Source organism: Shewanella yunxiaonensis (genome assembly GCF_018223345.1).
In the GTDB taxonomy this organism is placed as follows: domain Bacteria; phylum Pseudomonadota; class Gammaproteobacteria; order Enterobacterales; family Shewanellaceae; genus Shewanella; species Shewanella yunxiaonensis.
Genome location: NZ_CP073587.1, coordinates 251,571 through 274,715, shown reverse-complemented (window position 1 = coordinate 274,715; position 23,145 = coordinate 251,571). Strand labels below are relative to the sequence as shown.

Here is a 23,145-nt window from a genome sequence, read left to right as displayed (position 1 = left end):
TCCTGCGTTATAGGCAGGAAAGGAAATTTCTTATTGCGTGAGCTGGAAAAGGTATCGTTCACGTCACAACTTGGTACTCAACATTTCGGCCATGACCGTAAAACGCCGTTAAACCACCGCCAAATATCGCTGCCAGTCAAATCCTGGCCCCGGATCGGTCTTGCGACCCGGCGCAATATCGCAGTGACCGACAATCCGCGCTTTGACAATCATAGGATAAATTGTCATCAATTCACGGGTAAGCTGCTGTAATTGTTGGTACTGAATATCGGTATAGCCGGAAGTATCTGTGCCCTCAAGCTCAATCCCCACCGCGAAATCATTACAGCCAATGCGTCCGTCAAAACTCGAGACTCCGGCGTGCCAGGCTCGTTCGTCACAAGAGACAAACTGCACGATTTCACCGTCACGACGGATCAGAAAGTGCGCCGATACTTCAAGTCCCTGTAGCTCCGCAAAGCTCGCATCGGCATGACAGTCCAGCGTTCCCAGAAATAACTGCTCAATATAAGGCAAGCCAAAACAACCGGCGGGCAAACTGATGTTGTGAATCACCAGCAAACTCACTTCGTTGGTGGGCCGCGCATTAAAATGAGGTGACGGACACTTCCGCGCGTCGCGGTACCAGCCTTCAAACCAATATCTGTCCACGCTGTGCAAACCTTGTTCAGTAGCAGTAAATTAATGCTGTTCAATACTTTACCAGTATTCTTCAGCGCCGCAAATGCCCATGCGTCTACAACACACAGCTGCGCTAAGACTGCCCAATATGCTAATCTTGCTACTAGGCTCAGCAAGTTAATCTCAGGACAGTTAAATGCTGGAAAATGACATTTGCGTCAGTGTTAAAGCGGCTCTTGATGAGGATTTAGGCCACCTCAATGCCAGTGAAGGTGATATCACTGCACTGTTAATCCCAGAGGACCAACATGGTGAAGCCGTGTTGATCACCCGCGAAGAAGGGGTGTTTTGCGGCAAAGCCTGGGCCGAACAGGTATTCTATCAACTGGGCGGTAATGTGGCGCTGCACTGGCATGTAGATGACGGCGATTTGCTGGTGCCGAATCAGAAACTTTGCGACCTTTCTGGCCCAGCCCGCAGCTTATTGACGGGCGAGCGCACGGCAATGAACTTTATCCAGACGCTGTCAGGTGTCGCCACCTTGACCAAAATCTACAGTGATAAACTCGCCGGCACCTCATGTCAGTTGCTGGATACGCGCAAAACCCTTCCCGGCCTGCGCACCGCCCAAAAATATGCCGTCACCTGTGGCGGCGGTAAAAATCACCGTATTGGTCTGTTCGATGCGTTTTTAATTAAAGAGAACCACATTCTCGCTTGTGGTGGCATCGCTAAAGCCATTAATGCCGCCAGAGCCTTGCGGCCAGATAAACCCGTCGAAGTCGAAGTGGAAAATCTGGATGAATTACGACAAGCATTAGATGCCGAAGCCGACATTATCATGCTGGATAATTTTAATATCACCGACATGTTGGCCGCGGTGGAACTTAATAAACAGTACCTTGAGCAGCAAAAAGGCGCCAAACTCGAAGTTTCCGGCAATGTCACACTGGAAACAATTACTACCTTTGCTAATACCGGCGTTGATTATATTTCTGTCGGCGCGTTGACAAAACATGTGCGCGCACTGGATCTATCCATGCGATTTAAAGGTTAAGCCAATTGTTAATGAATAGTTTTACAAATGCGCCGGATTGTCAGTCAGCAATAATCCCGGTCTTTGTTGAAATTATTCATAAAATATCACTTTTATTGTCATTTTGCGGTTCGTAAATCGTGATAAAGCGCCCCTCAGAACGATCCAAACTGATATTTTGTTAACATAGTTTTTTTGACGTTTGCAGCATGGTTGACGCTATCGCAGCCGCTGCCAAATTAACGACAGTAATGCGACTGTAATAAGGCTCACAACTCACGGAAAATCCATTAAAAATGCGAAAAAAATGTGATTTAGGCATTTTCATTCGATTCACAATGTACTAACTTTTAGGCGTGGCGAGATGGCCGTTATGGCCTACAGCCCGTAGGCGAGAGTAAATTCAGTAAAATTTACAGCTGTTTTAATTTTTACAATTTTAACATTTATGTCATATTTTCTGGATTAATCTCATCATCGTTGGGGCATAGCGCCCTGACATAACGGCAATAGTGACACTCAACAACAAATTTTGCTGCTGTAGGCAGAAACTGAGATTAACCTGATACTGGTTGTCACCGATATCTACGCGTATGATATCGATGACACAACAAGGCGGTGCACAAAAACGGCCGATGAGCTCGTTAGTGTACGGGGTCGCTGAGGATGTTGAACAAACTGAATTCCGGTTGAATTTAGGCTTGTTTAGCATTAGTAATAGAGTTAACACAGGTAACGCATGCCGTGTTCCGTGTCTCGCGTTTTCTGGTCGGGAGTTCTTTTGAACCCTCGACGAGGACCAAATGAGAAGGAACTCTGCCGCACTACCATCAGTAATGCCGCAACAGTTTTTAAACGGAGAGAGATATGAAAGGTATGAAACGCAACACTAAGGGCTTCACCCTGATTGAATTGATGATCGTCGTTGCCATCATCGGTATTTTGGCTGCTATCGCGCTGCCTGCTTATAAAGATTATGTGACTCAAGCTGATGGCAGTGCTTCTATGAATGCAGTTAGTGCTTTCGCCCAGAAAATCCAAACTTGTATTCAAACAGATATTGGTTGTACAGATATCCCTGCAGAAGTAGCAAAGAACACTAAGTTAACACTTAACCCCACCACTGTTGTGCTAAATACTCCTGTTTCTTTAGCCTACGCTGGTTCTAAATGTAAATTAGCAGCTGCTTTTGATGCTAATGGTGGTGTTACATATACACCAACCGGCGTCGTCTCAACAGATGATGCATTGTGTAAAAAAGGTGCTGGTTTATAAGTAGCTTCATAATCTAAGAAACGATATAGCCCCATGCCAACTACTGGTCTCCATTTAGGATTATCGACTCTCTTTATACGTAAGGGTCTACTGGATGAAATCAGACTCGCGGAGGCTGTAGCGCAATCCCGAAAAGGCAAACAGTCACTGGTCACCACCTTGGTGGCCAGTAGACTGTTGTCGGCTCGTACGATTGCCGAACTCTGCTATGAAGAGTACGGCACACCTTTACTGGACTTGGCTGAGTTCGACATCAGCAGCATTCCGGAAGAGTTTTTAAACCGAAAACTCATCGATAAGCATCGCTGTTTGCCGCTATTTAAACGCGGTAACCGCCTGTATATTGCGACCTCTGACCCCACCAATATTGCAGCTTTAGAAGACTTCCAATTCAGTGCCGGACTGCATGCCGAAGCCATTCTGGTAGAGGAAGACAAACTAGCCAAAGCGCTGGATAAAGTGCTGGAAGAAGATATTAGCGCGTTAGATCTCAGTGGCATTGATGAAAATGCCTTGGCTGGAATTGAAGTCGCTGATGCAGAGAATCGCCTAGATGACCCTACAGAAGCCGCTGATGATGCCCCAATTGTTATCTATATTAATAAAATTTTAACTGATGCCATTCGTAAGGGAGCGTCAGATTTGCATTTCGAACCTTACGAAAAGAAATACCGCATCCGCTTTCGTATTGATGGCATTTTACATGAAATGTCGGCGCCTCCCATTAACTTGGCCTCAAGAATTTCTGCACGCTTAAAAGTGATGTCCAAGCTGGATATCGCTGAACGTCGGGTGCCACAGGATGGCCGCATCAAGATGAAGCTGTCCCGCAATAAAAGCATCGATTTTCGTGTCAGTACCCTGCCCACCCTTTGGGGTGAGAAAATTGTAATGCGTATTTTGGATTCTTCCTCAGCCCAGCTCGGTATCGAGAAATTGGGCTATGAAGAAGATCAGAAGCAAGCTTATCTGGAGATGCTGTCACGTCCGCAAGGGATGATTTTGGTGACTGGCCCGACTGGTTCCGGGAAAACCGTGTCGCTGTATACCGGGCTCAATATTCTCAATACCGAAGAGCGCAATATTTCTACCGCTGAAGACCCGGTGGAAATTAACCTCGAAGGCGTCAACCAGGTTCATATCAATATTAAAGCCGGACTCACCTTTGCCTCGGCGCTGCGTTCATTTCTGCGTCAGGACCCGGACGTAGTGATGGTCGGGGAAATCCGCGATCTGGAAACCGCCGAAATCGCCATTAAAGCGGCGCAGACAGGCCACCTAGTGCTTTCTACCCTGCATACTAACTCCTCTGCAGAAACCCTGACTCGTTTAGTCAATATGGGCGTTCCGGGCTATAACATTGCCAGCTCAGTGAATCTGATTATTGCGCAACGATTAGCGCGTCGTTTGTGCGTCGAATGTCGGCAACCTGAAGAGATCCCCGCACATGAGCTGCTAAATTTGGGATTCAGTCAGGAACAAGTCGATCAAGGATTTACGGTTTACAAGCCTTGTGGCTGTGAGCACTGTTCTGGCGGTTACAAAGGCCGTGTCGGTATCTATGAAGTGATGAAGATGTCCGATGAAATCGCCCGGGTGATTATGGAAGGCGGTAATTCCTTACAAATTGCTAAGATGGCGAAAGAGCAAGGCATGCGCGATCTACGGCAATCGGGATTACTAAAAGTAATAGAGGGCGTGACCAGCATTGCCGAAGTCAACCGCGTCACTAGTTTCTGACCGATAAGTGAAGCTAAACTACAAAATAATTCTTCATACAAGCTAGGCGCAAAGGAACTTGATTATGGCTACAGCAACTGCGACCCGCAAAACTGCCAAAAAGCAAAAACAACTGAAAGCGCCCACCATCTATACCTTCGAATGGAAAGGTACCAATCGTGACGGCAAAAAAACCAGTGGCGAACTTCGTGGAACCTCTCCCACAGAAATAAAAAACCAGCTGAAAAGCCAAGGCATTATTCCCAAATCCGTCGTCAAAAAATCCAATGGTTTGTTTAGTAATGAAAACAAAAAAATCAAACCCATGGATATCGCCATGGTTACTCGCCAAATTGCCACAATGCTGGCGGCAGGGGTGCCATTAGTTACTTCTATTGATTTAGTGGGGCGCGGCCATGAAAAACCGAAAATGCGCAACTTGTTGGGTACCATTTTAGTTGACGTACAATCGGGCATTCCTTTATCAGAAGCATTACGACCTCATCGTCAATATTTTGATGACCTGTACGTAGATTTGGTGGCTGCCGGGGAGCATTCAGGCGCTTTGGATTTAGTATTTGACCGAATTGCTACCTATAAAGAAAAATCCGAAGCACTGAAATCAAAAATCAAAAAAGCAATGTTCTACCCAGCTGCAGTGGTAGTTGTCGCTATTGCCGTCACAGCTCTGTTGCTGTTATTTGTAGTGCCTCAGTTTGAGACTATATTCAACAGCTTTGGCGCCGAATTACCCGCATTCACTCAAATGATTATCAACATTTCTAGATGGTTACAAAATTCTTGGTATTTCTTTCTTATTGGAATAGTTGTGGGAATTTGGCTGTTTGTGCGTGCGCATCGTAACTCACAAAAGTTCAGAGATCGTATTGACGAAGCAGTTTTAAAGATTCCATTAATTGGTCCAATCCTGCATAAAGGCGCCATGGCACGATTTGCACGAACTTTAGCCACCACTTTTACTGCCGGGGTACCGTTAATTGAGGGGCTTGAATCAGCCGCTGGTGCTGCCGGTAACGCCGTTTACCGTAAAGCACTAATGAATGTGCGTACTGAAGTGATGGCGGGGATGCAGATGAATGTGGCCATGCGTACCACTAAGTTGTTCCCCGATATGTTGATCCAGATGGTGATGATCGGCGAAGAATCTGGCTCACTGGACGATATGCTCAATAAAATTGCCAATATTTATGAAATGCAGGTGGACGATGCCGTCGATGGTTTATCCAGTCTCATCGAACCGCTTATGATGGTGGTGCTTGGTGGTCTAGTCGGCAGTCTCATTGTCGGTATGTATCTGCCCATCTTCCAACTAGGGAAAGTAGTTGGTGGCTAATTAAGTGTTCTTTCGAGGCATACTCAACCTAACTTCCTATAGTCTTTTTTAAAATAACAATTAAAAGAAATCATTAACTATGTCTGAGTTTATTACTACGCTAAGCCAATTTCCCCGGCTGTTCATTGGCTTAGCATTTGTTTTCGCCGCTGTAATTGGCAGTTTTATCAATGTGGTGATCTATCGTGTCCCCGTGATGCTGAAACGAGAGTGGCAGCAGGAATGCGAAGCCTATTTGGAAGAATATCAATCAGATGCGTTTAAGCTGTTACATCAAAAAAAGCTGCTGAAACCCATCGATAATCTTCCACCAAAATTCAATCTGATTGTCCCTGGCTCCACCTGCCCCAAATGCAAATCTGCGATTAAGCCCTGGCACAATCTGCCCATTATTGGCTGGCTGTTATTAGGGGGTAAATGCGCCGATTGCAAACAACCCATTTCCCCGCGTTATCCACTCTTTGAATTACTCGCAGCGGTTCTCGTTGCGACGCTCGCCTGGCATTTTGGTCCCACCTGGCAGTTCGCGCTGTCTGCAGTACTGACGTTTGCCTTAATCGCGTTAGCCGGGATTGATCTGGACGAAATGCTGCTGCCAGATCAGATTACGCTGCCGTTCTTATGGCTAGGGCTAGCAGCGAACTACTTTGGCCTATTTGTGCCATTAACCGATGCGGTGATTGGTGCTATTGCGGGCTATCTCAGTCTCTGGTCAGTGTTCTGGTTATTTAAACTGGTCACTGGCAAAGAAGGCATGGGTTACGGTGATTTTAAGTTAATGGCGCTATTTGGCGCTTGGCTGGGCTGGCAGATGCTACCGCTGATCATTTTACTGTCATCGGCAGTGGGTGCCATCATCGGCCTGTCAATGATGCTGTTTAAAGGCATGCAACGTAATAATCCGATTCCCTTTGGCCCTTATATTGTGATCGCGGGTTGGATTGCCTTGCTTTGGGGCCATGATATCGTTAGCTGGTATCTGCGGGGCCTTTGATGTCTGACTATATCGTGGGACTCACAGGCGGTATTGGCAGCGGTAAATCCACTGTTGCTAATCAGTTTGCAGAGTTAGGCGTCACGATTGTAGATGCCGATATCGTCGCCCGCGAAGTGGTAGCGCCAGGTTCGGAAGGTTTACAGCAGATAGTGCAGCATTTCGGTACAACTATTCTGAATACTGATGACACCTTAAACCGGAGTTTGTTACGCGAACAGGTATTTTCTGACCCCAAGCAGCGTGAGTGGCTGAATCAGCTATTGCATCCGATGATCCGTCAGCGCATGTTAGCGCAAGCTAAAGCGGCAACCTCTCCGTATGCGATATTGGTGGTGCCGCTATTGTTCGAAAATCGACTCGAATGTCTTGTAAATCACACTTTAGTGATAGATATTGGAAGGGATACACAAATCCGGCGAACTATTGACCGGGATCATGTATCCAAAACGCAGGTTATTAACATTATTGACAGCCAAATCAGCCGTGAACAACGGTTGGCCAAAGCCAATGATGTGATTACCAACGAAGGAGATGTTGAATCACTGAAGTCTCAGATTCTGGCTCTGCATAATAAATACTTAAAACAATCAGAAAAAGCCCAGTAATCCCATGAATGAACTCGTATTTGAACAACCATTGAATGAGAAAGTACGCAACTATTTGCGCCTTGAGCACCTTGCTCGCCAACTCGATACGCATTTACAGGAAGACCATCAGCATCGTTGCTTCTTTCCGCTGTTCTCACTTTGTGAACTGGCTGAACGTTGCGATTTCCGTAGTGAATTGCTGAAAGATGTCGACCGCTTATTGCTGCAACTGAACACATCATCTGCGGCAGCCGCGCTAAGCAATCAGCCACCAGATTTTTTTCTGGAGCAACTTTCACTGGCGCGTGAACAGCTACAAACCCCAGAACGCCCAGGCGTTCAGTTGAAGCAAAATCGCTTTATTGCCACCGTGCGTCAAAAGCTTAATTTAAATGGAGCCTGCTGCAACTTTGATCTGCCACAGCTCCACTTCTGGCTGGCAAAACCGTGGGCAGAGAGACAGCAGGAGTATCAGCAATGGGTAGAACATTTTCAGTGTCTGTTGCATCCCATTAGTCTGCTAATGCAACTCACCCGCGCGAGCAGCGAGTACCGTGAAGCGGTGGCTCATGCAGGCTTTTATCACGATAGCAGTCCGCAAGCACTGTCTCTGGTCAGGGTTAAGTTAAACGCCAATGACGGCTGCTATCCGACCATTAGCGGTCATCGCAATCGCTTTGCCATTCACTTTGTCCAGTTTGAGCAACAGAAGCATTCGCAACAGACGGTAAAATTCTTACTGGCGACCTGTAGCTGAAATCATTAACATGGCGGGGTAAATGAATCGCAATATAGGCGTATTCCAATGCCCACAGTTGTTAAATGTCCAACATGTCAGAAGCCGGTTGAATGGTCTTCTGCCGCAGAATTCCGACCATTCTGTAGCGAGCGCTGCAAACTCATAGACTTAGGTGAATGGGCTTCGGAAAAATATACCATTCCGGTAAAGCCGGAAATTGATCCGCAACTACTCGATGAACTCGGTTACGAGGATGTCGAATTTTTCAAAGATCCAGACTGATAAGATATGGCAACAAATAAACGCGTTCACGTCGCGGTAGGCGTAATTATCCGCGGTCAGCAGATCCTTTTAGCCAAACGCCATGGTCACCTTCATCAAGGGGGCAAATGGGAGTTTCCCGGCGGTAAGGTGGAGCCAGGCGAAGATACGGCAACAGCGCTTAATCGGGAACTACAAGAAGAAGTCGGCTTAACCGTCACTGACTGTGCGCCCTTCATGCAGCTTGCTTATGACTACCCAGATAAGCAGGTATTGCTTGATATCATGACGGTGACAGGGTTTTCTGGTGAAGCCTACGGTGTTGAAGGCCAGCAAATTGCCTGGATAGATATTGCGGCATTACCGCAATATCAGTTTCCCGATGCCAATATGCCGATATTGGATAAAATCCTGGACGAGTTTCTCTAACCGCAATATGAGCACTATTCACATGGATAGTGCTTACTTACACGCTTAAGTAGTGTAAAAAGCAAAAAGCCCCAGCTTTCGCTGAGGCTTCTGCATTATTTGGCGCTTGGCGATGACCTACTCTCACATGGGGAGACCCCACACTACCATCGGCGCGATTGTGTTTCACTTCTGAGTTCGGGATGGGTTCAGGTGGGACCACAATGCTATTGTCACCAAGCAAATCTTTTACCGTCACACTGACAGTGTATCTGGTGCTGATACCCAGAATCGAACTGGGGACCTCATCCTTACCAAGGATGCGCTCTACCGACTGAGCCATATCAGCGAAAAACTGCAATTTAATCGTCTTACGCTATTCTGCGATCAAATATGTGCCGTTTTGATTTAACCTTTTATCAAAGGTAAACCTAAATAGGCGTCTGGCGATGACCTACTCTCACATGGGGAGACCCCACACTACCATCGGCGCGATTGTGTTTCACTTCTGAGTTCGGAATGGGTTCAGGTGGGACCACAATGCTATTGTCACCAGACAAATTCTGTTGTTGTTTCCGCATATCCGCAAAAACAACCAATCCGGAAAGCTGTCAAATAATGGTGGTCGCTACTGGGTTCGAACCAGTGACCCCCTGCTTGTAAGGCAGGTGCTCTCCCAGCTGAGCTAAGCGACCTTATCTGTGAGTAGTTCGTTCTCTACTTCAACCAAGTATTCATATTCATTCAAGGTTAAAACCCATCTGGGTTGTATGGTTAAGCCTCTCGAGTCATTAGTACAGGTTAGCTAAACGCCTCACAACGCTTACACACCCTGCCTATCTACGTCCTGGTCTCGAACGGCTCTTCAGTGGACTCAAGGTCCAAGGGAAGACTCATCTTGGGGCTCGCTTCACGCTTAGATGCTTTCAGCGTTTATCAATTCCGAACATAGCTACCGGGCAATGCCATTGGCATGACAACCCGAACACCAGCGGTTCGTTCACTCCGGTCCTCTCGTACTAGGAGCAACCCCCCTCAATCTTCCAACGCCCACGGCAGATAGGGACCGAACTGTCTCACGACGTTCTGAACCCAGCTCGCGTACCACTTTAAATGGCGAACAGCCATACCCTTGGGACCGACTTCAGCCCCAGGATGTGATGAGCCGACATCGAGGTGCCAAACACCGCCGTCGATATGAACTCTTGGGCGGTATCAGCCTGTTATCCCCGGAGTACCTTTTATCCGTTGAGCGATGGCCCTTCCATTCAGAACCACCGGATCACTATGACCTGCTTTCGCACCTGCTCGACGTGTCTGTCTCGCAGTTAAGCTGGCTTGTGCCATTACACTAACCGTACGATGTCCGACCGTACTTAGCCAACCTTCGTGCTCCTCCGTTACTCTTTAGGAGGAGACCGCCCCAGTCAAACTACCCACCAGGCACTGTCCCTAATCCCGATAAGGGACCAAGGTTAGAACATCAACACTGCAAGGGTGGTATTTCAAGGTCGACTCCATCAGGACTAGCGTCCCAACTTCTTAGTCTCCCACCTATCCTACACATGCAGGGTCAATGTTCAGTGCCAAGCTATAGTAAAGGTTCACGGGGTCTTTCCGTCTAGCCGCGGGTATACGGCATCTTCACCGCAATTTCAACTTCACTGAGTCTCGGCTGGAGACAGCCTGGCCATCATTACGCCATTCGTGCAGGTCGGAACTTACCCGACAAGGAATTTCGCTACCTTAGGACCGTTATAGTTACGGCCGCCGTTTACCGGGGCTTCGATCATGAGCTTCTCCGAAGATGACCCAATCAATTAACCTTCCGGCACCGGGCAGGCGTCACACCGTATACTTCCTCTTGCGAGTTCGCACAGTGCTGTGTTTTTGATAAACAGTTGCAGCCAGCTGGTATCTGCGACTCCCGTCAGCTTAGAGAGCAAGTCTCATCACCAACAAGAGCGTACCTTCTCCCGAAGTTACGGTACCATTTTGCCTAGTTCCTTCAGCCGAGTTCTCTCAAGCGCCTTGGTATTCTCTACCCGACCACCTGTGTCGGTTTGGGGTACGATTCCTGCTAACCTGAAGCTTAGAAGATTTTCCTGGAAGCTTGGCATTAACCACTTCATCACCTTAGTGACTCGTCATCAGCCCTCAGTATTATGTGCCCGGATTTGCCTAAGCACACTACCTACAACCTTAAACGCGGACGACCGTCGCCGCGCTGGCCTAGCCTTCTCCGTCTCTCCATCGCAGTTAGCAGAAGTACGGGAATATTAACCCGTTTCCCATCGACTACGCCTTTCGGCCTCGCCTTAGGGGTCGACTCACCCTGCCCCGATTAACGTTGGACAGGAACCCTTGGTCTTTCGGCGTGGAGGTTTTTCACCCCCATTATCGTTACTCATGTCAGCATTCGCACTTCTGATACGTCCAGTGTGGGTTACCCCTTCACCTTCATCCGCTTACAGAACGCTCCTCTACCGCTCATACATAGTATGAACCCGTAGCTTCGGTGTATTGCTTAGCCCCGTTACATCTTCCGCGCAGGCCGACTCGACTAGTGAGCTATTACGCTTTCTTTAAATGATGGCTGCTTCTAAGCCAACATCCTAGCTGTCTAAGCCTTCCCACATCGTTTCCCACTTAGCAATAACTTTGGGACCTTAGCTGACGGTCTGGGTTGTTTCCCTTTTGACGACGGACGTTAGCACCCGCCGTCTGTCTCCCGAGTAGTACTCATTGGTATTCGGAGTTTGCAAAGAGTTGGTAAGTCGGGATGACCCCCTAGTCTTAACAGTGCTCTACCCCCAATGGTATTCGCTCGAGGCGCTACCTAAATAGCTTTCGAGGAGAACCAGATATCTCCCGGTTTGATTGGCCTTTCACCCCCAGCCACAGGTCATCACCGTCTTTTTCAACAGACGTGTGTTCGGTCCTCCAATTGATGTTACTCAATCTTCAACCTGCCCATGGCTAGATCACCGGGGTTCGGGTCTACACCTAGCAACTATTCGCGCAGTTAACACTCGGTTTCCCTACGGCTCCGCTATTCGCTTAACCTCGCTACTAAATGTAAGTCGCTGACCCATTATACAAAAGGTACGCAGTCACGGTCTCAAAAACCGCTCCCACTGCTTGTACGTATACGGTTTCAGGTTCTATTTCACTCCCCTCACAGGGGTTCTTTTCGCCTTTCCCTCACGGTACTGGTTCACTATCGGTCAGTCAGGAGTATTTAGCCTTGGAGGATGGTCCCCCCATCTTCAGACAACATACCACGTGTGTCGCCTTACTCGTTTTCATCATCGGTTAGTTGTCGTGTACGGGACTATCACCCTGTACCGTGGTGCTTTCCAACACCTTCCACTAACACCCCAATGACTTAAGGGCTGGTCCCCGTTCGCTCGCCGCTACTAGGGGAATCTCGGTTGATTTCTTTTCCTCGGGGTACTTAGATGTTTCAGTTCTCCCGGTTCGCCTCTGCATGCTATGGATTCACATGCAGATACTTGCTTATGCAAGTGGGTTCCCCCATTCGGACATCTGTGGCTCAATTGGCTTTTATCACCTCACCACAGCTTTTCGCAGATTAACACGTCCTTCATCGCCTCTGACTGCCAAGGCATCCACCGTATACGCTTAGTCGCTTAACCATACAACCCGGATGAGTTTCCTCAACCAAGACCGTATGCACGACCCGTTGGTTTTTCTTTCGCCTTGATATGAATATCAAAACACTTGATTGAAGTATTTTGAGAACTCATTTTGATTAAATATTGCTATTTAATCTCTACTATCAGCTTTCCAAATTGTTAAAGAGCGGGCTTAAAAAAGCCAAAGATAAATTGTTCACTTATCTTTGGCATTTCCATGACCATAAAACGAAAACAGTCTCACCATGAAAATGGTGGAGCTATGCGGGATCGAACCGCAGACCTCCTGCGTGCAAAGCAGGCGCTCTCCCAGCTGAGCTATAGCCCCATTTCTAACTTGCTATTTTTCCTTAACTCGGCGTTGTGCGGCCTATCCTCGTTCGGTTACATACTCCTGTATGCGCCCTCACTTGTCAGTTGCACGCCTGGATTTAAGCAAAAATCTCTGCGTTATCTTGTAAGGTTAATCTTGTTCAGGCAAGGCGTATTGGGAGGACGTTTACATCAGTAAACGACGACCGATACAACGCAGCATTAACAAGATTGGTGGGTCTGAGTGGACTCGAACCACCGACCTTACGCTTATCAGGCGTACGCTCTAACCACCTGAGCTACAGACCCACTTACTGTTTTCGCTCTTCGTCTATCAAGCAATCTGTGTGAACACTCACAACAAATTTCATCGTTTAGGTAAGGAGGTGATCCAGCCCCAGGTTCCCCTAGGGCTACCTTGTTACGACTTCACCCCAGTCATGATCCACAAAGTGGTAACCGCCCCCCCGAAGGTTAAGCTAGCTACTTCTTTTGCAAACCACTCCCATGGTGTGACGGGCGGTGTGTACAAGGCCCGGGAACGTATTCACCGTGGCATTCTGATCCACGATTACTAGCGATTCCGACTTCATGGAGTCGAGTTGCAGACTCCAATCCGGACTACGAACAGCTTTTTGGGTTCCGCTCCACGTCGCCGCTTTGCTTCCCTCTGTACTGTCCATTGTAGCACGTGTGTAGCCCTACTCGTAAGGGCCATGATGACTTGACGTCGTCCCCACCTTCCTCCGGTTTATCACCGGCAGTCTCCCTACAGTTCCCGGCATTACCCGCTGGCAAGTAAGGATAAGGGTTGCGCTCGTTGCGGGACTTAACCCAACATTTCACAACACGAGCTGACGACAGCCATGCAGCACCTGTCTCAGAGTTCCCGAAGGCACTAATCCATCTCTGGATAATTCTCTGGATGTCAAGAGTAGGTAAGGTTCTTCGCGTTGCATCGAATTAAACCACATGCTCCACCGCTTGTGCGGGCCCCCGTCAATTCATTTGAGTTTTAACCTTGCGGCCGTACTCCCCAGGCGGTCTACTTAATGCGTTAGCTTGAGAGCCCAGTGTTCAAGACACCAAACTCCGAGTAGACATCGTTTACGGCGTGGACTACCAGGGTATCTAATCCTGTTTGCTCCCCACGCTTTCGTGCCTGAGCGTCAGTCTTTGTCCAGGGGGCCGCCTTCGCCACCGGTATTCCTCCAGATCTCTACGCATTTCACCGCTACACCTGGAATTCTACCCCCCTCTACAAGACTCTAGTCTGTCAGTTCGAAATGCGATTCCCAGGTTGAGCCCGGGGCTTTCACATCTCGCTTAACAAACCGCCTGCGCACGCTTTACGCCCAGTAATTCCGATTAACGCTTGCACCCTCCGTATTACCGCGGCTGCTGGCACGGAGTTAGCCGGTGCTTCTTCTGTCAGTAACGTCAATGCGTTGAGGTATTAACTCAACACCCTTCCTCCTGACTGAAAGTGCTTTACAACCCGAAGGCCTTCTTCACACACGCGGCATGGCTGCATCAGGGTTTCCCCCATTGTGCAATATTCCCCACTGCTGCCTCCCGTAGGAGTCTGGACCGTGTCTCAGTTCCAGTGTGGCTGATCATCCTCTCAGACCAGCTAGAGATCGTCGCCTTGGTGAGCCCTTACCTCACCAACTAGCTAATCCCACCTGGGCTTATCCATTCGCGCAAGGACCGAAGTTCCCCTGCTTTCCCCCTTAGGGCGTATGCGGTATTAGCAGTCGTTTCCAACTGTTATCCCCCTCGAATGGGCAAATTCCCAGGCATTACTCACCCGTCCGCCGCTCGCCGGCAAAGTAGCAAGCTACTTCCCGCTGCCGCTCGACTTGCATGTGTTAGGCCTGCCGCCAGCGTTCAATCTGAGCCATGATCAAACTCTTCAATTAAAAGTTTTTCGACTCTATGAATGACTGTTCTTTGTTCGAACACTCTTCAGTGAGTTTTAAATCGTTTTGCGATTCATTCACTGCGAGTGCCCACACAGATTGCTTGATATTTTGTTAAAGAGCATGCCTCTGAACACTACTTCAAAGGCGCCGACTTCATCGGCTCAGGGCTGCGTATTCTACACATCCCGATTTTAGCGTCAAGCCATTTTTTCTGATGTTTTCTGCAATTGATGAATTGGCAGACAACACTTGATACATAAGGCTTTTTGCCCGCAGTGTTTACACATTTCAATTCTGCTTACAGCACTGAATGGCGACACAACGAGGGCGCATTATAGGGAGCTAAAAAGATAGCGCAAGGGCTTTTTTATCGAAAGATCGATCTTTTTCGATCATTACAGGTTAAGCACATAACACTCACTGATTATCCCCAGTTTTATCCACAACCAATGCAGGAATGAGAATATTTGCTTTGGGGAATCCACCAAAAAAAGAGGCGACTTAACGTCGCCTCTTAGAATCGCCCACGTGCAGTATCAGTTACGATAACTTGCCGTGGCAGTGCTTATATTTTTTGCCTGAACCACATGGGCACGGATCGTTGCGGCCAATCTTATCGCCATGACGGATGACAGGTGCTTGGGGCATACCCGCTGGTGGTTGGTCATCTGCGGTCAATGATTCAGATTCAGCGTGCTGATATTCATGACGGATGCGCGCTTGTTCTTCACGACGGCGAGCTTCCATTTCATCAACGTCTTCCTGCGCCTGTACCTGTACTTTGGACAGAATGCTGATCACGTCATGTTTCAGTTGATCGAGCATCTGCTGGAACAACTCGAAAGATTCACGCTTGTATTCCTGTTTCGGGTTTTTCTGTGCGTAACCACGCAGGTGGATCCCCTGACGCAGATAATCCATCGCAGACAGATGCTCTTTCCACAGGCCATCCAGTGTCTGCAACATAATAGCTTTTTCAAACTGGCGCAGTACCGCTGGGCCTACCATCTGCTCTTTGGCGTTATATGCATCCTGCCATTTCTCGACAATACGCTCACGCAGTGTCTCTTCGTGCAGTTCATCTTCCTGATCCAGCCATTCCTGAATCGGTAACTTGAGCGCAAATTCCTGTTCCAGGCGTTGTTCCAGACCAGCAATATCCCACAACTCTTCTACTGATTGTGGTGGAATATATTGATCGACAATGCCATTAATTACATCCGCACAGATCGCTTCAATAGATTCCTGAATACTTTCAGCGTCCATCAACGCATTACGTTGTGCATAAACCACTTGGCGCTGGTCATTGGCAACATCGTCATATTCGAGCAACTGCTTACGAATATCGAAGTTGCGCGCTTCAACTTTACGTTGGGCATTTTCAATAGCCCGAGAAACCCAAGGATGTTCGATGGCTTCGCCCTCTTCCATCCCCAGCTTCTTCATCATTCCGGCCATACGGTCTGAAGCGAAAATACGCATCAGCGTATCTTCCAGCGACAGATAGAAACGGGAAGAACCTGGGTCACCCTGACGGCCTGAACGACCACGCAATTGGTTATCGATACGGCGGGATTCGTGACGTTCGGTACCCAGAATATGTAGGCCACCGGCGGCAACAACTTCGTCGTGACGTTTCTGCCAGTCTTCACGAATGCGGCTGATTTCTTCCTCGGAAGGATTTTCCAGTGCTTCGATCTCAGACTTCCAGTTACCACCCAGTACGATATCGGTACCACGACCCGCCATGTTAGTCGCAACGGTTACCGTACCGGAGCGCCCGGCCTGAGCCACAATCTCCGCTTCATGTTCGTGGAACTTGGCATTCAATACCTGATGCGGAATTTTTTCCTGTTTCAGCAGGTGTGACAGCAGTTCCGACTGTTCAATCGAAACCGTACCAACCAGCACGGGCTGGCCACGCTCACGGCAACCTTTGATGTCATCAATAATTGCCGCATATTTTTCTTTCGCTGTGAGGTAGACCAAATCGGCCATGTCTTTACGGATCATGGGACGGTTGGTTGGCACCACGACGGTATCCAGGCCATAAATATGCTGGAATTCGAACGCCTCGGTGTCAGCAGTACCGGTCATCCCCGCCAGTTTTTCATAAATGCGGAAATAGTTCTGGAAGGTAATGGATGCCAGCGTCTGGTTTTCATTCTGGATCTTGGCACCTTCTTTCGCTTCGACCGCCTGATGCAGACCTTCGGACCAACGACGCCCTGGCATCGTACGACCAGTATGCTCGTCCACAATAATGACTTCGCCATCCTGCACTACATAGTCCACGTCTTTTTCGAACAGGTTATGTGCCCGCAAAGCGGCATGAACATGGTGCAATAACGAAATGTTAGCAGCTGAATAAAGCGAGTCACCTTCGGTGAGCAGACCCGAGGTAATCAACAGCTGTTCGATTTTTTCCTGACCACGTTCGGTTAGGTTCACTTGCTTAGCTTTTTCATCGACAGAAAAATCACCGGTACCGGTATATTCTTCGGAGTCTTCTTTGTCTTGCTTGATCAGATTCGGGATCAGCTTATCGACTTTAACGTAAAGCTCTGAACTGTCTTCTGCGGCACCGGAGATGATCAGTGGGGTACGCGCTTCATCAATCAGGATCGAGTCCACTTCGTCAATTAGTGCGTAGTGCAGTGGACGCTGTACACGTTCCTGAGGCGAAAACGCCATGTTGTCACGCAGGTAATCGAAACCAAATTCGTTGTTGGTACCGTAGGTAATATCTGCACCATAAGCCGCCACTTTTTCCTGATGTCCCAGTCCAGCAACGTTGATGCCGACAGTCATGCCCAGGAATTCAAACAATGGACGGTTAGTTTCAGCGTCACGACGGGCCAAGTAATCGTTAACGGTAATGACGTGCACGCCCTTACCGCTGATAGCATTGAGATAAGCCGGTAACGTTGCTGTCAGGGTTTTACCTTCACCGGTACGCATTTCAGCGATGCGGTTACTGTCGAGTACTAACCCCCCTAACAACTGCACATCGAAATGACGCATTTCGAAAATACGTTTGGAGGCTTCACGGACGGTAGCAAAGGCTTCGGGAGTGATCTGTTCGAGCGTTTCACCGTTGGCGAGACGTTCGCGGAATTCTGCGGTTTTGGCCTTCAGTTGCTCATCACTGAGCTTTTCATATTCCGCTTCGAGCGCATTGACTTTCGCAACAACTTTGCCGAGCGCTTTAAGGGTACGTTGGTTACGGCTACCAAATATTTTTGTCAGTAATTTACCTAACATCTGAATCACTTTTTAGTTGTAGGCCAGCTCTCAGCTGAGTCTGGCGGCCAATTCCGATTAGCCTGCGTGGCGATAAACAAACTTCTGAGGGTCAATCTGCTGACCGTTACGCAGTACTTCGTAATGTACATGGGGTCCGGTTGAACGCCCTGTACTTCCCATCACGGCGATCTTCTCGCCTTTGGCAACCACATCACCTACAGTTACTGACAAAGCTTCGTTATGGCCATAACGGGTACGGTACCCGTCACCGTGGTCGATTTCCACCAGATTGCCATAGCCAAACATCTTTCCGGCCCATGTCACTACACCAGCGGCAGTAGCGACAACATCCGAACCCTCCGTACCAGCAAAGTCGATGCCTTTGTGCATCGCGCGTCGGCCAGTGAAAGGATCATTGCGTAAACCGTAGGGCGAGGATAACCAGCCTTTATCGACTGGGCGCCCTGATATATAACGCTCCTCATTGATATTGAGGTTGGAAGTCACCGTTTCAAGTAGTGACAGCTTAGCGTTATTTTTATCAATTCCTGCTGCCAACCGATCCATATCTGCAATCAGTTGGTCTAATTCTATCGTGGAGCCAATATCACTCCCACCACCGACACCTACTTCGGCATTAAAATCGAACTGGTCTTCAAGTTGATTATTCTCAGCGAGTTGCTGGCCTAGAGCTTCAAGACGGGTCAGCTTGGCTTGCATACGAGCAACATGCGCCACGAGGGTAGCTAATTGAGATTCGGTGGCTTGTTTGAGTTGTTTGACTTGTTTTTGTTGCTGTTCGCGGGCTTGCCGCTCTTGGTCAACATTGGCCTGCTGAGATTCAAAGCGCTGATGATTGTATTGATAGAGTCCTGTGCCTGCCGCAATAAGCAGCATAGGCAGCAACAGCCAGTACTTCCCCGGCTGCCAGCGTGTCACGCCATTTCGACCCTGAATAAAAACTGTTACACTCATAGCCTCAGTAAGCCATCTTATTATCATAATGAAAAAGCTCCCCCAAGACCTTAGTCAGTTGGTACACCAGTCAGGCTCAATGCCGAGTCTGGCCGAGAGAGCAGAGCTTTTGTTATATCTGGACAAGTACGTCAAACAACTTTTGACGGGTCCAGTCAGCGCACAGCTAACAGTTGCCAATTTGCGCCAGAATGTCTTGGTGATCGAAACACCGACATCGGCCTGGGCTGCCAGAATCAACTTTCAGAAAGCGAAACTGTTACAACAGCTCCAGCAAGAGGCGCTCCCAATGCTTACCGCTATTGAGGTGAAAGTCAACCCGGCACTTGCGTCTATCGATACAAAACCCAAGGTGACTCACAGGGCATTGAGTGAAACCGCAGCGGCACACATCAATGCATTAGCCGAGCATACGGACGGTACACTAGGCCAAAAATTAAAACGGCTGGCTGCACTAGCCAGCCGTCAGGGCTCAAAAGACTAACCTATGCCATTACCACACCGGTCGGCATACTAAAGCTGACCGGAGCATCGGTTTCATTATCGAAGCTTACCACTTCCCAGGCTTCCTGGTTGGCAAGCAGGGCTCGCACCAAACGGTTATTTAATGCATGACCCGTTTTGAACGCACGGAATTCGCCAACAATCGCATGACCCGCTACATACAGGTCACCGAATGCATCGAGAATTTTGTGCTTAACAAATTCATCCTCATAACGCAGGCCATCGGGGTTGAGGACGCGGTATTCATCAAGCACAACGGCATTTTCCATACTTGCACCCAAGCCAAGATTATTGGCTCGCAGATATTCAACATCGCGCATAAAACCAAAGGTTCTGGCGCGACTGATATCCTTAATAAAGGCTGCAGATGAAAAATCCATCACGATATGCTGTTGACTACGAGCAATTTCGGGATGTGCAAAGTCGATTTCAAAGTCTACTTTGAAACCTTTATAAGGTCGCAACTCTGCCCACTTATCGCCGTCTTCCACACGTACGGTTTGCTTGATTCTAAGATACTTTTTAGCGACTGATTGCTGCTTGATCCCCGCGCTTTGCAGCAGGAATACGAAAGGACTAGCACTACCGTCCATCACCGGAATTTCCGGTGCATTTACTTCAATCACAGCATTATCAATGCCCAGACCCGCTAAAGCAGCAAATAAATGTTCAATCGTCGCAATACGGACGCCTTCGTCGTTCACCAATGCGGTACACATGGTAGTCTCACGCACCATTTCCGCTTTGGCCGGAATGGTGACATGCGGCTGCAGATCCGTACGGACTAGCAGGATCCCTGTATTCACTGGTGCGGGTCTCAGGGTCAAAGTTACCTTTTTGCCGGAATGTAATCCGACACCGGTCGCTTTTACCGTATTTTCAAGTGTTCTTTGAAAAATCATTTAGTTACCCGTAAAAATTGCAACAATAAAACATTATATTCGACACTAAAAGCCGGACCACGGTCGCAGCTGGTCGGATATCCTAGCATAATCAAACCATTTCACAAAAAAAATCCTGTCGCTGCAATAATCATCGGTACTTGGCCAACGATTAATCAGATCCAGTTCACAAACTGTTAGTCCGCCTGCTTACGCAAAAATGCCGGGATATCCAAGTAATCCAGTTCATTCTTGTGGCTAGGTGCAGGTTGTGGTGCAGTCACAACATTACTCTTAGTCGATTGCGCGGCAACAGGTTCTTCGGGCTGAACATAGGTTTCGACACGAGGTTCAACCACAGGTTCAGTTCTAACTTGCTTGGAAACCAACTGAATATCTGGCTTTCTGTCGGCACCAATACCGGTAGCCACTACAGTCACGCGCAGCTCATCGCTCATTTCTGGGTCGATTACCGCACCAACCACGACGGTTGCAGTATCGGAAGCATAAGCTTTGACGTGGTTACCCACGGTTTCGAACTCTTCGATACTCATGTCCATGCCAGCGGTGATGTTAACCAACACCCCACGCGCACCGGCCAAATCGATATCTTCCAGCAATGGGCTGGCAACGGCGGCTTCAGCCGCTTCCTCGGCGCGATCTTCGCCACGAGCGACACCCGTTCCCATCATGGCATTACCCATTTCAGACATCACGGTACGTACGTCAGCAAAGTCCACGTTGATCAGGCCTGGGCGAGTGATCAGTTCAGCAATACCCTGCACCGCACCTAACAATACGTTGTTAGCCGCAGCAAAAGCGTCCAGCAACGTTGTACCACGGCCCAAGACTTTTAACAGTTTTTCGTTAGGGATGGTGATCAGCGAATCCACGTGTTTAGCCAGCTCGGAAATGCCCTGCTCGGCATAAGCCATACGCTTTTTGCCTTCGAACGGGAACGGTTTAGTCACCACTGCGACCGTCAGAATGCCTTCCTGACGTGCAATCTCTGCCACCACCGGCGCCGCACCAGTACCTGTACCACCCCCCATACCGGCAGCGATAAAAATCATATCGGCACCTTTGATAGCTGCGCGGATGCTTTCTTTATCTTCCTCAGCAGCAGCACGGCCCACTTCTGGATTGGCGCCAGCACCAAGACCTTTGGTGACATCGCGACCGATCTGAATAGTGGTGCCCGCCGCGGATTTTCGCAGCGCCTGTGCGTCGGTGTTGGTTACCATGAACTCAACACCTTCAATATTATGCTTCACCATATGTTCGATAGCGTTACCACCGCCACCGCCGACACCGATGACTTTGAGCACTGCATCGCTCAACGCATCATTTTGAGTATCCATAATCTCAAACATGACCTTATTCTCCATCTACCTGCGTTAATGCGAGTTAAAACTCGCCTTTAAACCAACTCTGGACCCGATTCCATAAGCTGGTTACCCCTGGGCGCTCCGGACGTTCGAACTGACGTTCAATCACCCGCCGAGCACCGTAATGGAGCAGCCCGACACCTGTCGAATAAATTGGCTGATCCACATATTCATACAACCCTTTTACCGGTAAAGGTGATGCCACCCGCACCGGCATGCCGAAGGTTGCCTCGGCAATATCCACCGCACCTTCAATAGAAGCGGTACCGCCGGTGATCACAATCCCGGCGGCAATCTGATCTTCAAGACCACTGTCTTTCAGTTGCTTGAACACCAGCTCAAATAATTCCTGATAACGCGGTTCAACGACTTCGGCCAAAGTGTGACGAGACATGGTACGCGACGGCCGCCCGCCAACAGAGGGTACTTCAATGCTATCTTCACGACTTACGGTGGCACTACGCGCACTAGCGTACTGCACTTTAATCTGCTCCGCATGCGACAGCGGCGTACGGAAGATTTTGGCAATATCGTTGGTTACCTGATTACCGGCCACCGGAACGACTGCACAATGGCGTAAGGCGCCATTGGTATAAACGGTAATATCGGTAGTACCACCGCCGATATCGACCAGACAGACACCCAGATCTTTCTCATCGGCAGTCAGCACGGCGTCAGCAGAGGCAATACCGGAGAACACCAAATCGTCGACCTTCAGACCGCAACGCTCGACACTCTTGGTGATGTTCTTCGCCATGTCGTTAGCGCAGGTCACGATATGTACTTTGGCTTCCATCCGCATGCCAGACATGCCAATCGGGCTTTTAATCCCTTCCTGCACGTCAATGGCATATTCCTGTGGCAACACATGCAAAATGCGCCGCTCAGTGGGAATTTTTACCGACCGGGCGGTGTGGATAACGTTTTCCACATCTTCCTGGGTCACTTCTTCGTCGTTGATCGACACCATGCCGTTTTCATTCTGACAGGCGATATGCTTGCCGGAGATACTCAGATACACCGACGATACCTGACAATCAGCCATGAGTTCGGCCTGGTCCAACGCCCGCTGCACACTGCGGACGATGGAATCCAGATCGTTAACGCCGCCCTTGTCCATACCGCGGGAAGGATGGTTGCCGAGTCCCACTATGCTGATTTCGCCATCAGGCAGCACTTCACCAATGATCACTGCGACCTTGGAGGTGCCTATATCCAATCCGACGATCAAATTTCTATCTTGGTTCTTGGTCATCAA

16 protein-coding genes, 4 tRNA genes and 4 rRNA genes are annotated in these 23,145 nt (G+C 48.8%); 10 read left to right on the top strand and 14 right to left on the bottom strand.

The features are described from left to right. Positions 1-108 precede the first annotated feature (108 nt). Positions 109-651, bottom strand: coding sequence for a 1,6-anhydro-N-acetylmuramyl-L-alanine amidase AmpD (gene ampD, locus KDN34_RS01375; RefSeq protein ID WP_212595170.1), 543 nt, complete (start codon positions 649-651; stop codon positions 109-111). 166 nt (positions 652-817) lie between these two features. On the opposite strand from ampD, the gene nadC reads away from it, so the two are divergent. From nadC to mutT, 9 genes are all read left to right on the top strand, one after another. Beyond that, positions 818-1,678: a carboxylating nicotinate-nucleotide diphosphorylase gene (nadC, locus tag KDN34_RS01370; RefSeq protein ID WP_212595169.1), complete on the top strand. Its 861-nt coding sequence runs from the start codon at positions 818-820 to the stop codon at positions 1,676-1,678. An 855-nt stretch (positions 1,679-2,533) separates the two neighbouring features. Beyond that, complete coding sequence (locus KDN34_RS01365; protein WP_212596477.1) at positions 2,534-2,932, top strand: prepilin-type N-terminal cleavage/methylation domain-containing protein; 399 nt, start codon at positions 2,534-2,536, stop codon at positions 2,930-2,932. 33 nt (positions 2,933-2,965) lie between these two features. Continuing rightward, complete coding sequence (pilB, locus tag KDN34_RS01360; RefSeq protein WP_212595168.1) at positions 2,966-4,672, top strand: type IV-A pilus assembly ATPase PilB; 1,707 nt, start codon at positions 2,966-2,968, stop codon at positions 4,670-4,672. 64 nt (positions 4,673-4,736) lie between these two features. After that, positions 4,737-6,005, top strand: a complete 1,269-nt coding sequence (locus tag KDN34_RS01355) for a type II secretion system F family protein (RefSeq protein ID WP_212595167.1) — start codon at positions 4,737-4,739, stop codon at positions 6,003-6,005. A gap of 79 nt (positions 6,006-6,084) precedes the next feature. Continuing rightward, entirely contained in the window at positions 6,085-6,999 is a 915-nt protein-coding gene (locus KDN34_RS01350; RefSeq protein WP_212595166.1) for a prepilin peptidase, read from the top strand. Then, positions 6,999-7,607, top strand: a complete 609-nt coding sequence (coaE, locus tag KDN34_RS01345; RefSeq protein WP_212595165.1) for a dephospho-CoA kinase — start codon at positions 6,999-7,001, stop codon at positions 7,605-7,607. Before KDN34_RS01350 ends, coaE begins: the two co-directional genes overlap by 1 nt. Positions 7,608-7,611: 4 nt before the next feature. Next, positions 7,612-8,346 carry a cell division protein ZapD gene (zapD, locus tag KDN34_RS01340; RefSeq protein WP_212595164.1) on the top strand — a complete coding sequence of 245 codons (735 nt, stop codon included), beginning with the start codon at positions 7,612-7,614 and terminating at the stop codon, positions 8,344-8,346. Positions 8,347-8,394: 48 nt separating this feature from the next. Continuing rightward, complete coding sequence (yacG, locus tag KDN34_RS01335) at positions 8,395-8,610, top strand: DNA gyrase inhibitor YacG (RefSeq protein ID WP_212595163.1); 216 nt, start codon at positions 8,395-8,397, stop codon at positions 8,608-8,610. Positions 8,611-8,616: 6 nt separating this feature from the next. Then, the gene (gene mutT / locus KDN34_RS01330) at positions 8,617-9,018 is read left to right on the top strand and encodes an 8-oxo-dGTP diphosphatase MutT (RefSeq protein ID WP_212595162.1); all 402 of its coding nucleotides are present in this window, start codon (positions 8,617-8,619) and stop codon (positions 9,016-9,018) included. A 104-nt stretch (positions 9,019-9,122) separates the two neighbouring features. Here the strand turns inward: mutT and rrf (KDN34_RS01325) are convergent. From rrf (KDN34_RS01325) to KDN34_RS01280, 10 genes are all read right to left on the bottom strand, one after another. Then, a 5S ribosomal RNA gene (gene rrf, locus KDN34_RS01325) occupies positions 9,123-9,238 on the bottom strand. 32 nt (positions 9,239-9,270) lie between these two features. Next, positions 9,271-9,346 (bottom strand) — tRNA-Thr (locus tag KDN34_RS01320). A 92-nt stretch (positions 9,347-9,438) separates the two neighbouring features. Continuing rightward, a 5S ribosomal RNA gene (gene rrf / locus KDN34_RS01315) occupies positions 9,439-9,554 on the bottom strand. Between the two features lie 62 nt (positions 9,555-9,616). After that, positions 9,617-9,692, bottom strand: a tRNA-Val gene (locus KDN34_RS01310). A 75-nt stretch (positions 9,693-9,767) separates the two neighbouring features. Continuing rightward, positions 9,768-12,656, bottom strand: a 23S ribosomal RNA gene (locus tag KDN34_RS01305). 252 nt (positions 12,657-12,908) lie between these two features. Next, a tRNA-Ala gene (locus tag KDN34_RS01300) sits at positions 12,909-12,984 on the bottom strand. 216 nt (positions 12,985-13,200) lie between these two features. Beyond that, positions 13,201-13,277: transfer RNA gene (locus tag KDN34_RS01295), tRNA-Ile, on the bottom strand. A gap of 70 nt (positions 13,278-13,347) precedes the next feature. Next, positions 13,348-14,890: ribosomal RNA gene (locus KDN34_RS01290) — 16S ribosomal RNA — on the bottom strand. Together the 16S, 23S and 5S rRNA genes with 4 tRNA genes alongside form the textbook arrangement of a ribosomal RNA operon. 543 nt (positions 14,891-15,433) lie before the next feature. Next, positions 15,434-18,157: a preprotein translocase subunit SecA gene (gene secA / locus KDN34_RS01285; protein WP_212595161.1), complete on the bottom strand. Its 2,724-nt coding sequence runs from the start codon at positions 18,155-18,157 to the stop codon at positions 15,434-15,436. A gap of 57 nt (positions 18,158-18,214) precedes the next feature. Continuing rightward, positions 18,215-19,114 carry a M23 family metallopeptidase gene (locus KDN34_RS01280; RefSeq protein WP_212595160.1) on the bottom strand — a complete coding sequence of 300 codons (900 nt, stop codon included), beginning with the start codon at positions 19,112-19,114 and terminating at the stop codon, positions 18,215-18,217. Positions 19,115-19,142: 28 nt separating this feature from the next. Between KDN34_RS01280 and KDN34_RS01275 the strand changes: the two genes are divergently transcribed. Further along, positions 19,143-19,598 (top strand): DUF721 domain-containing protein, encoded by a 456-nt coding sequence (locus tag KDN34_RS01275; protein WP_212595159.1) that lies wholly within the window; start codon positions 19,143-19,145, stop codon positions 19,596-19,598. A gap of 1 nt (position 19,599) precedes the next feature. Here the strand turns inward: KDN34_RS01275 and lpxC are convergent, their stop codons facing one another. The 3 genes from lpxC to ftsA form a co-directional block, all read right to left on the bottom strand. Further along, a complete protein-coding gene (gene lpxC, locus KDN34_RS01270) occupies positions 19,600-20,520 on the bottom strand; it encodes a UDP-3-O-acyl-N-acetylglucosamine deacetylase (RefSeq protein ID WP_212595158.1) in 921 nt (306 codons plus the stop codon). A gap of 176 nt (positions 20,521-20,696) precedes the next feature. Next, positions 20,697-21,872, bottom strand: coding sequence for a cell division protein FtsZ (gene ftsZ / locus KDN34_RS01265; RefSeq protein ID WP_212595157.1), 1,176 nt, complete (start codon positions 21,870-21,872; stop codon positions 20,697-20,699). A gap of 34 nt (positions 21,873-21,906) precedes the next feature. Further along, positions 21,907-23,142, bottom strand: a complete 1,236-nt coding sequence (gene ftsA, locus KDN34_RS01260) for a cell division protein FtsA (RefSeq protein ID WP_212595156.1) — start codon at positions 23,140-23,142, stop codon at positions 21,907-21,909. Between the last annotated feature and the right edge of the window lie 3 nt (positions 23,143-23,145).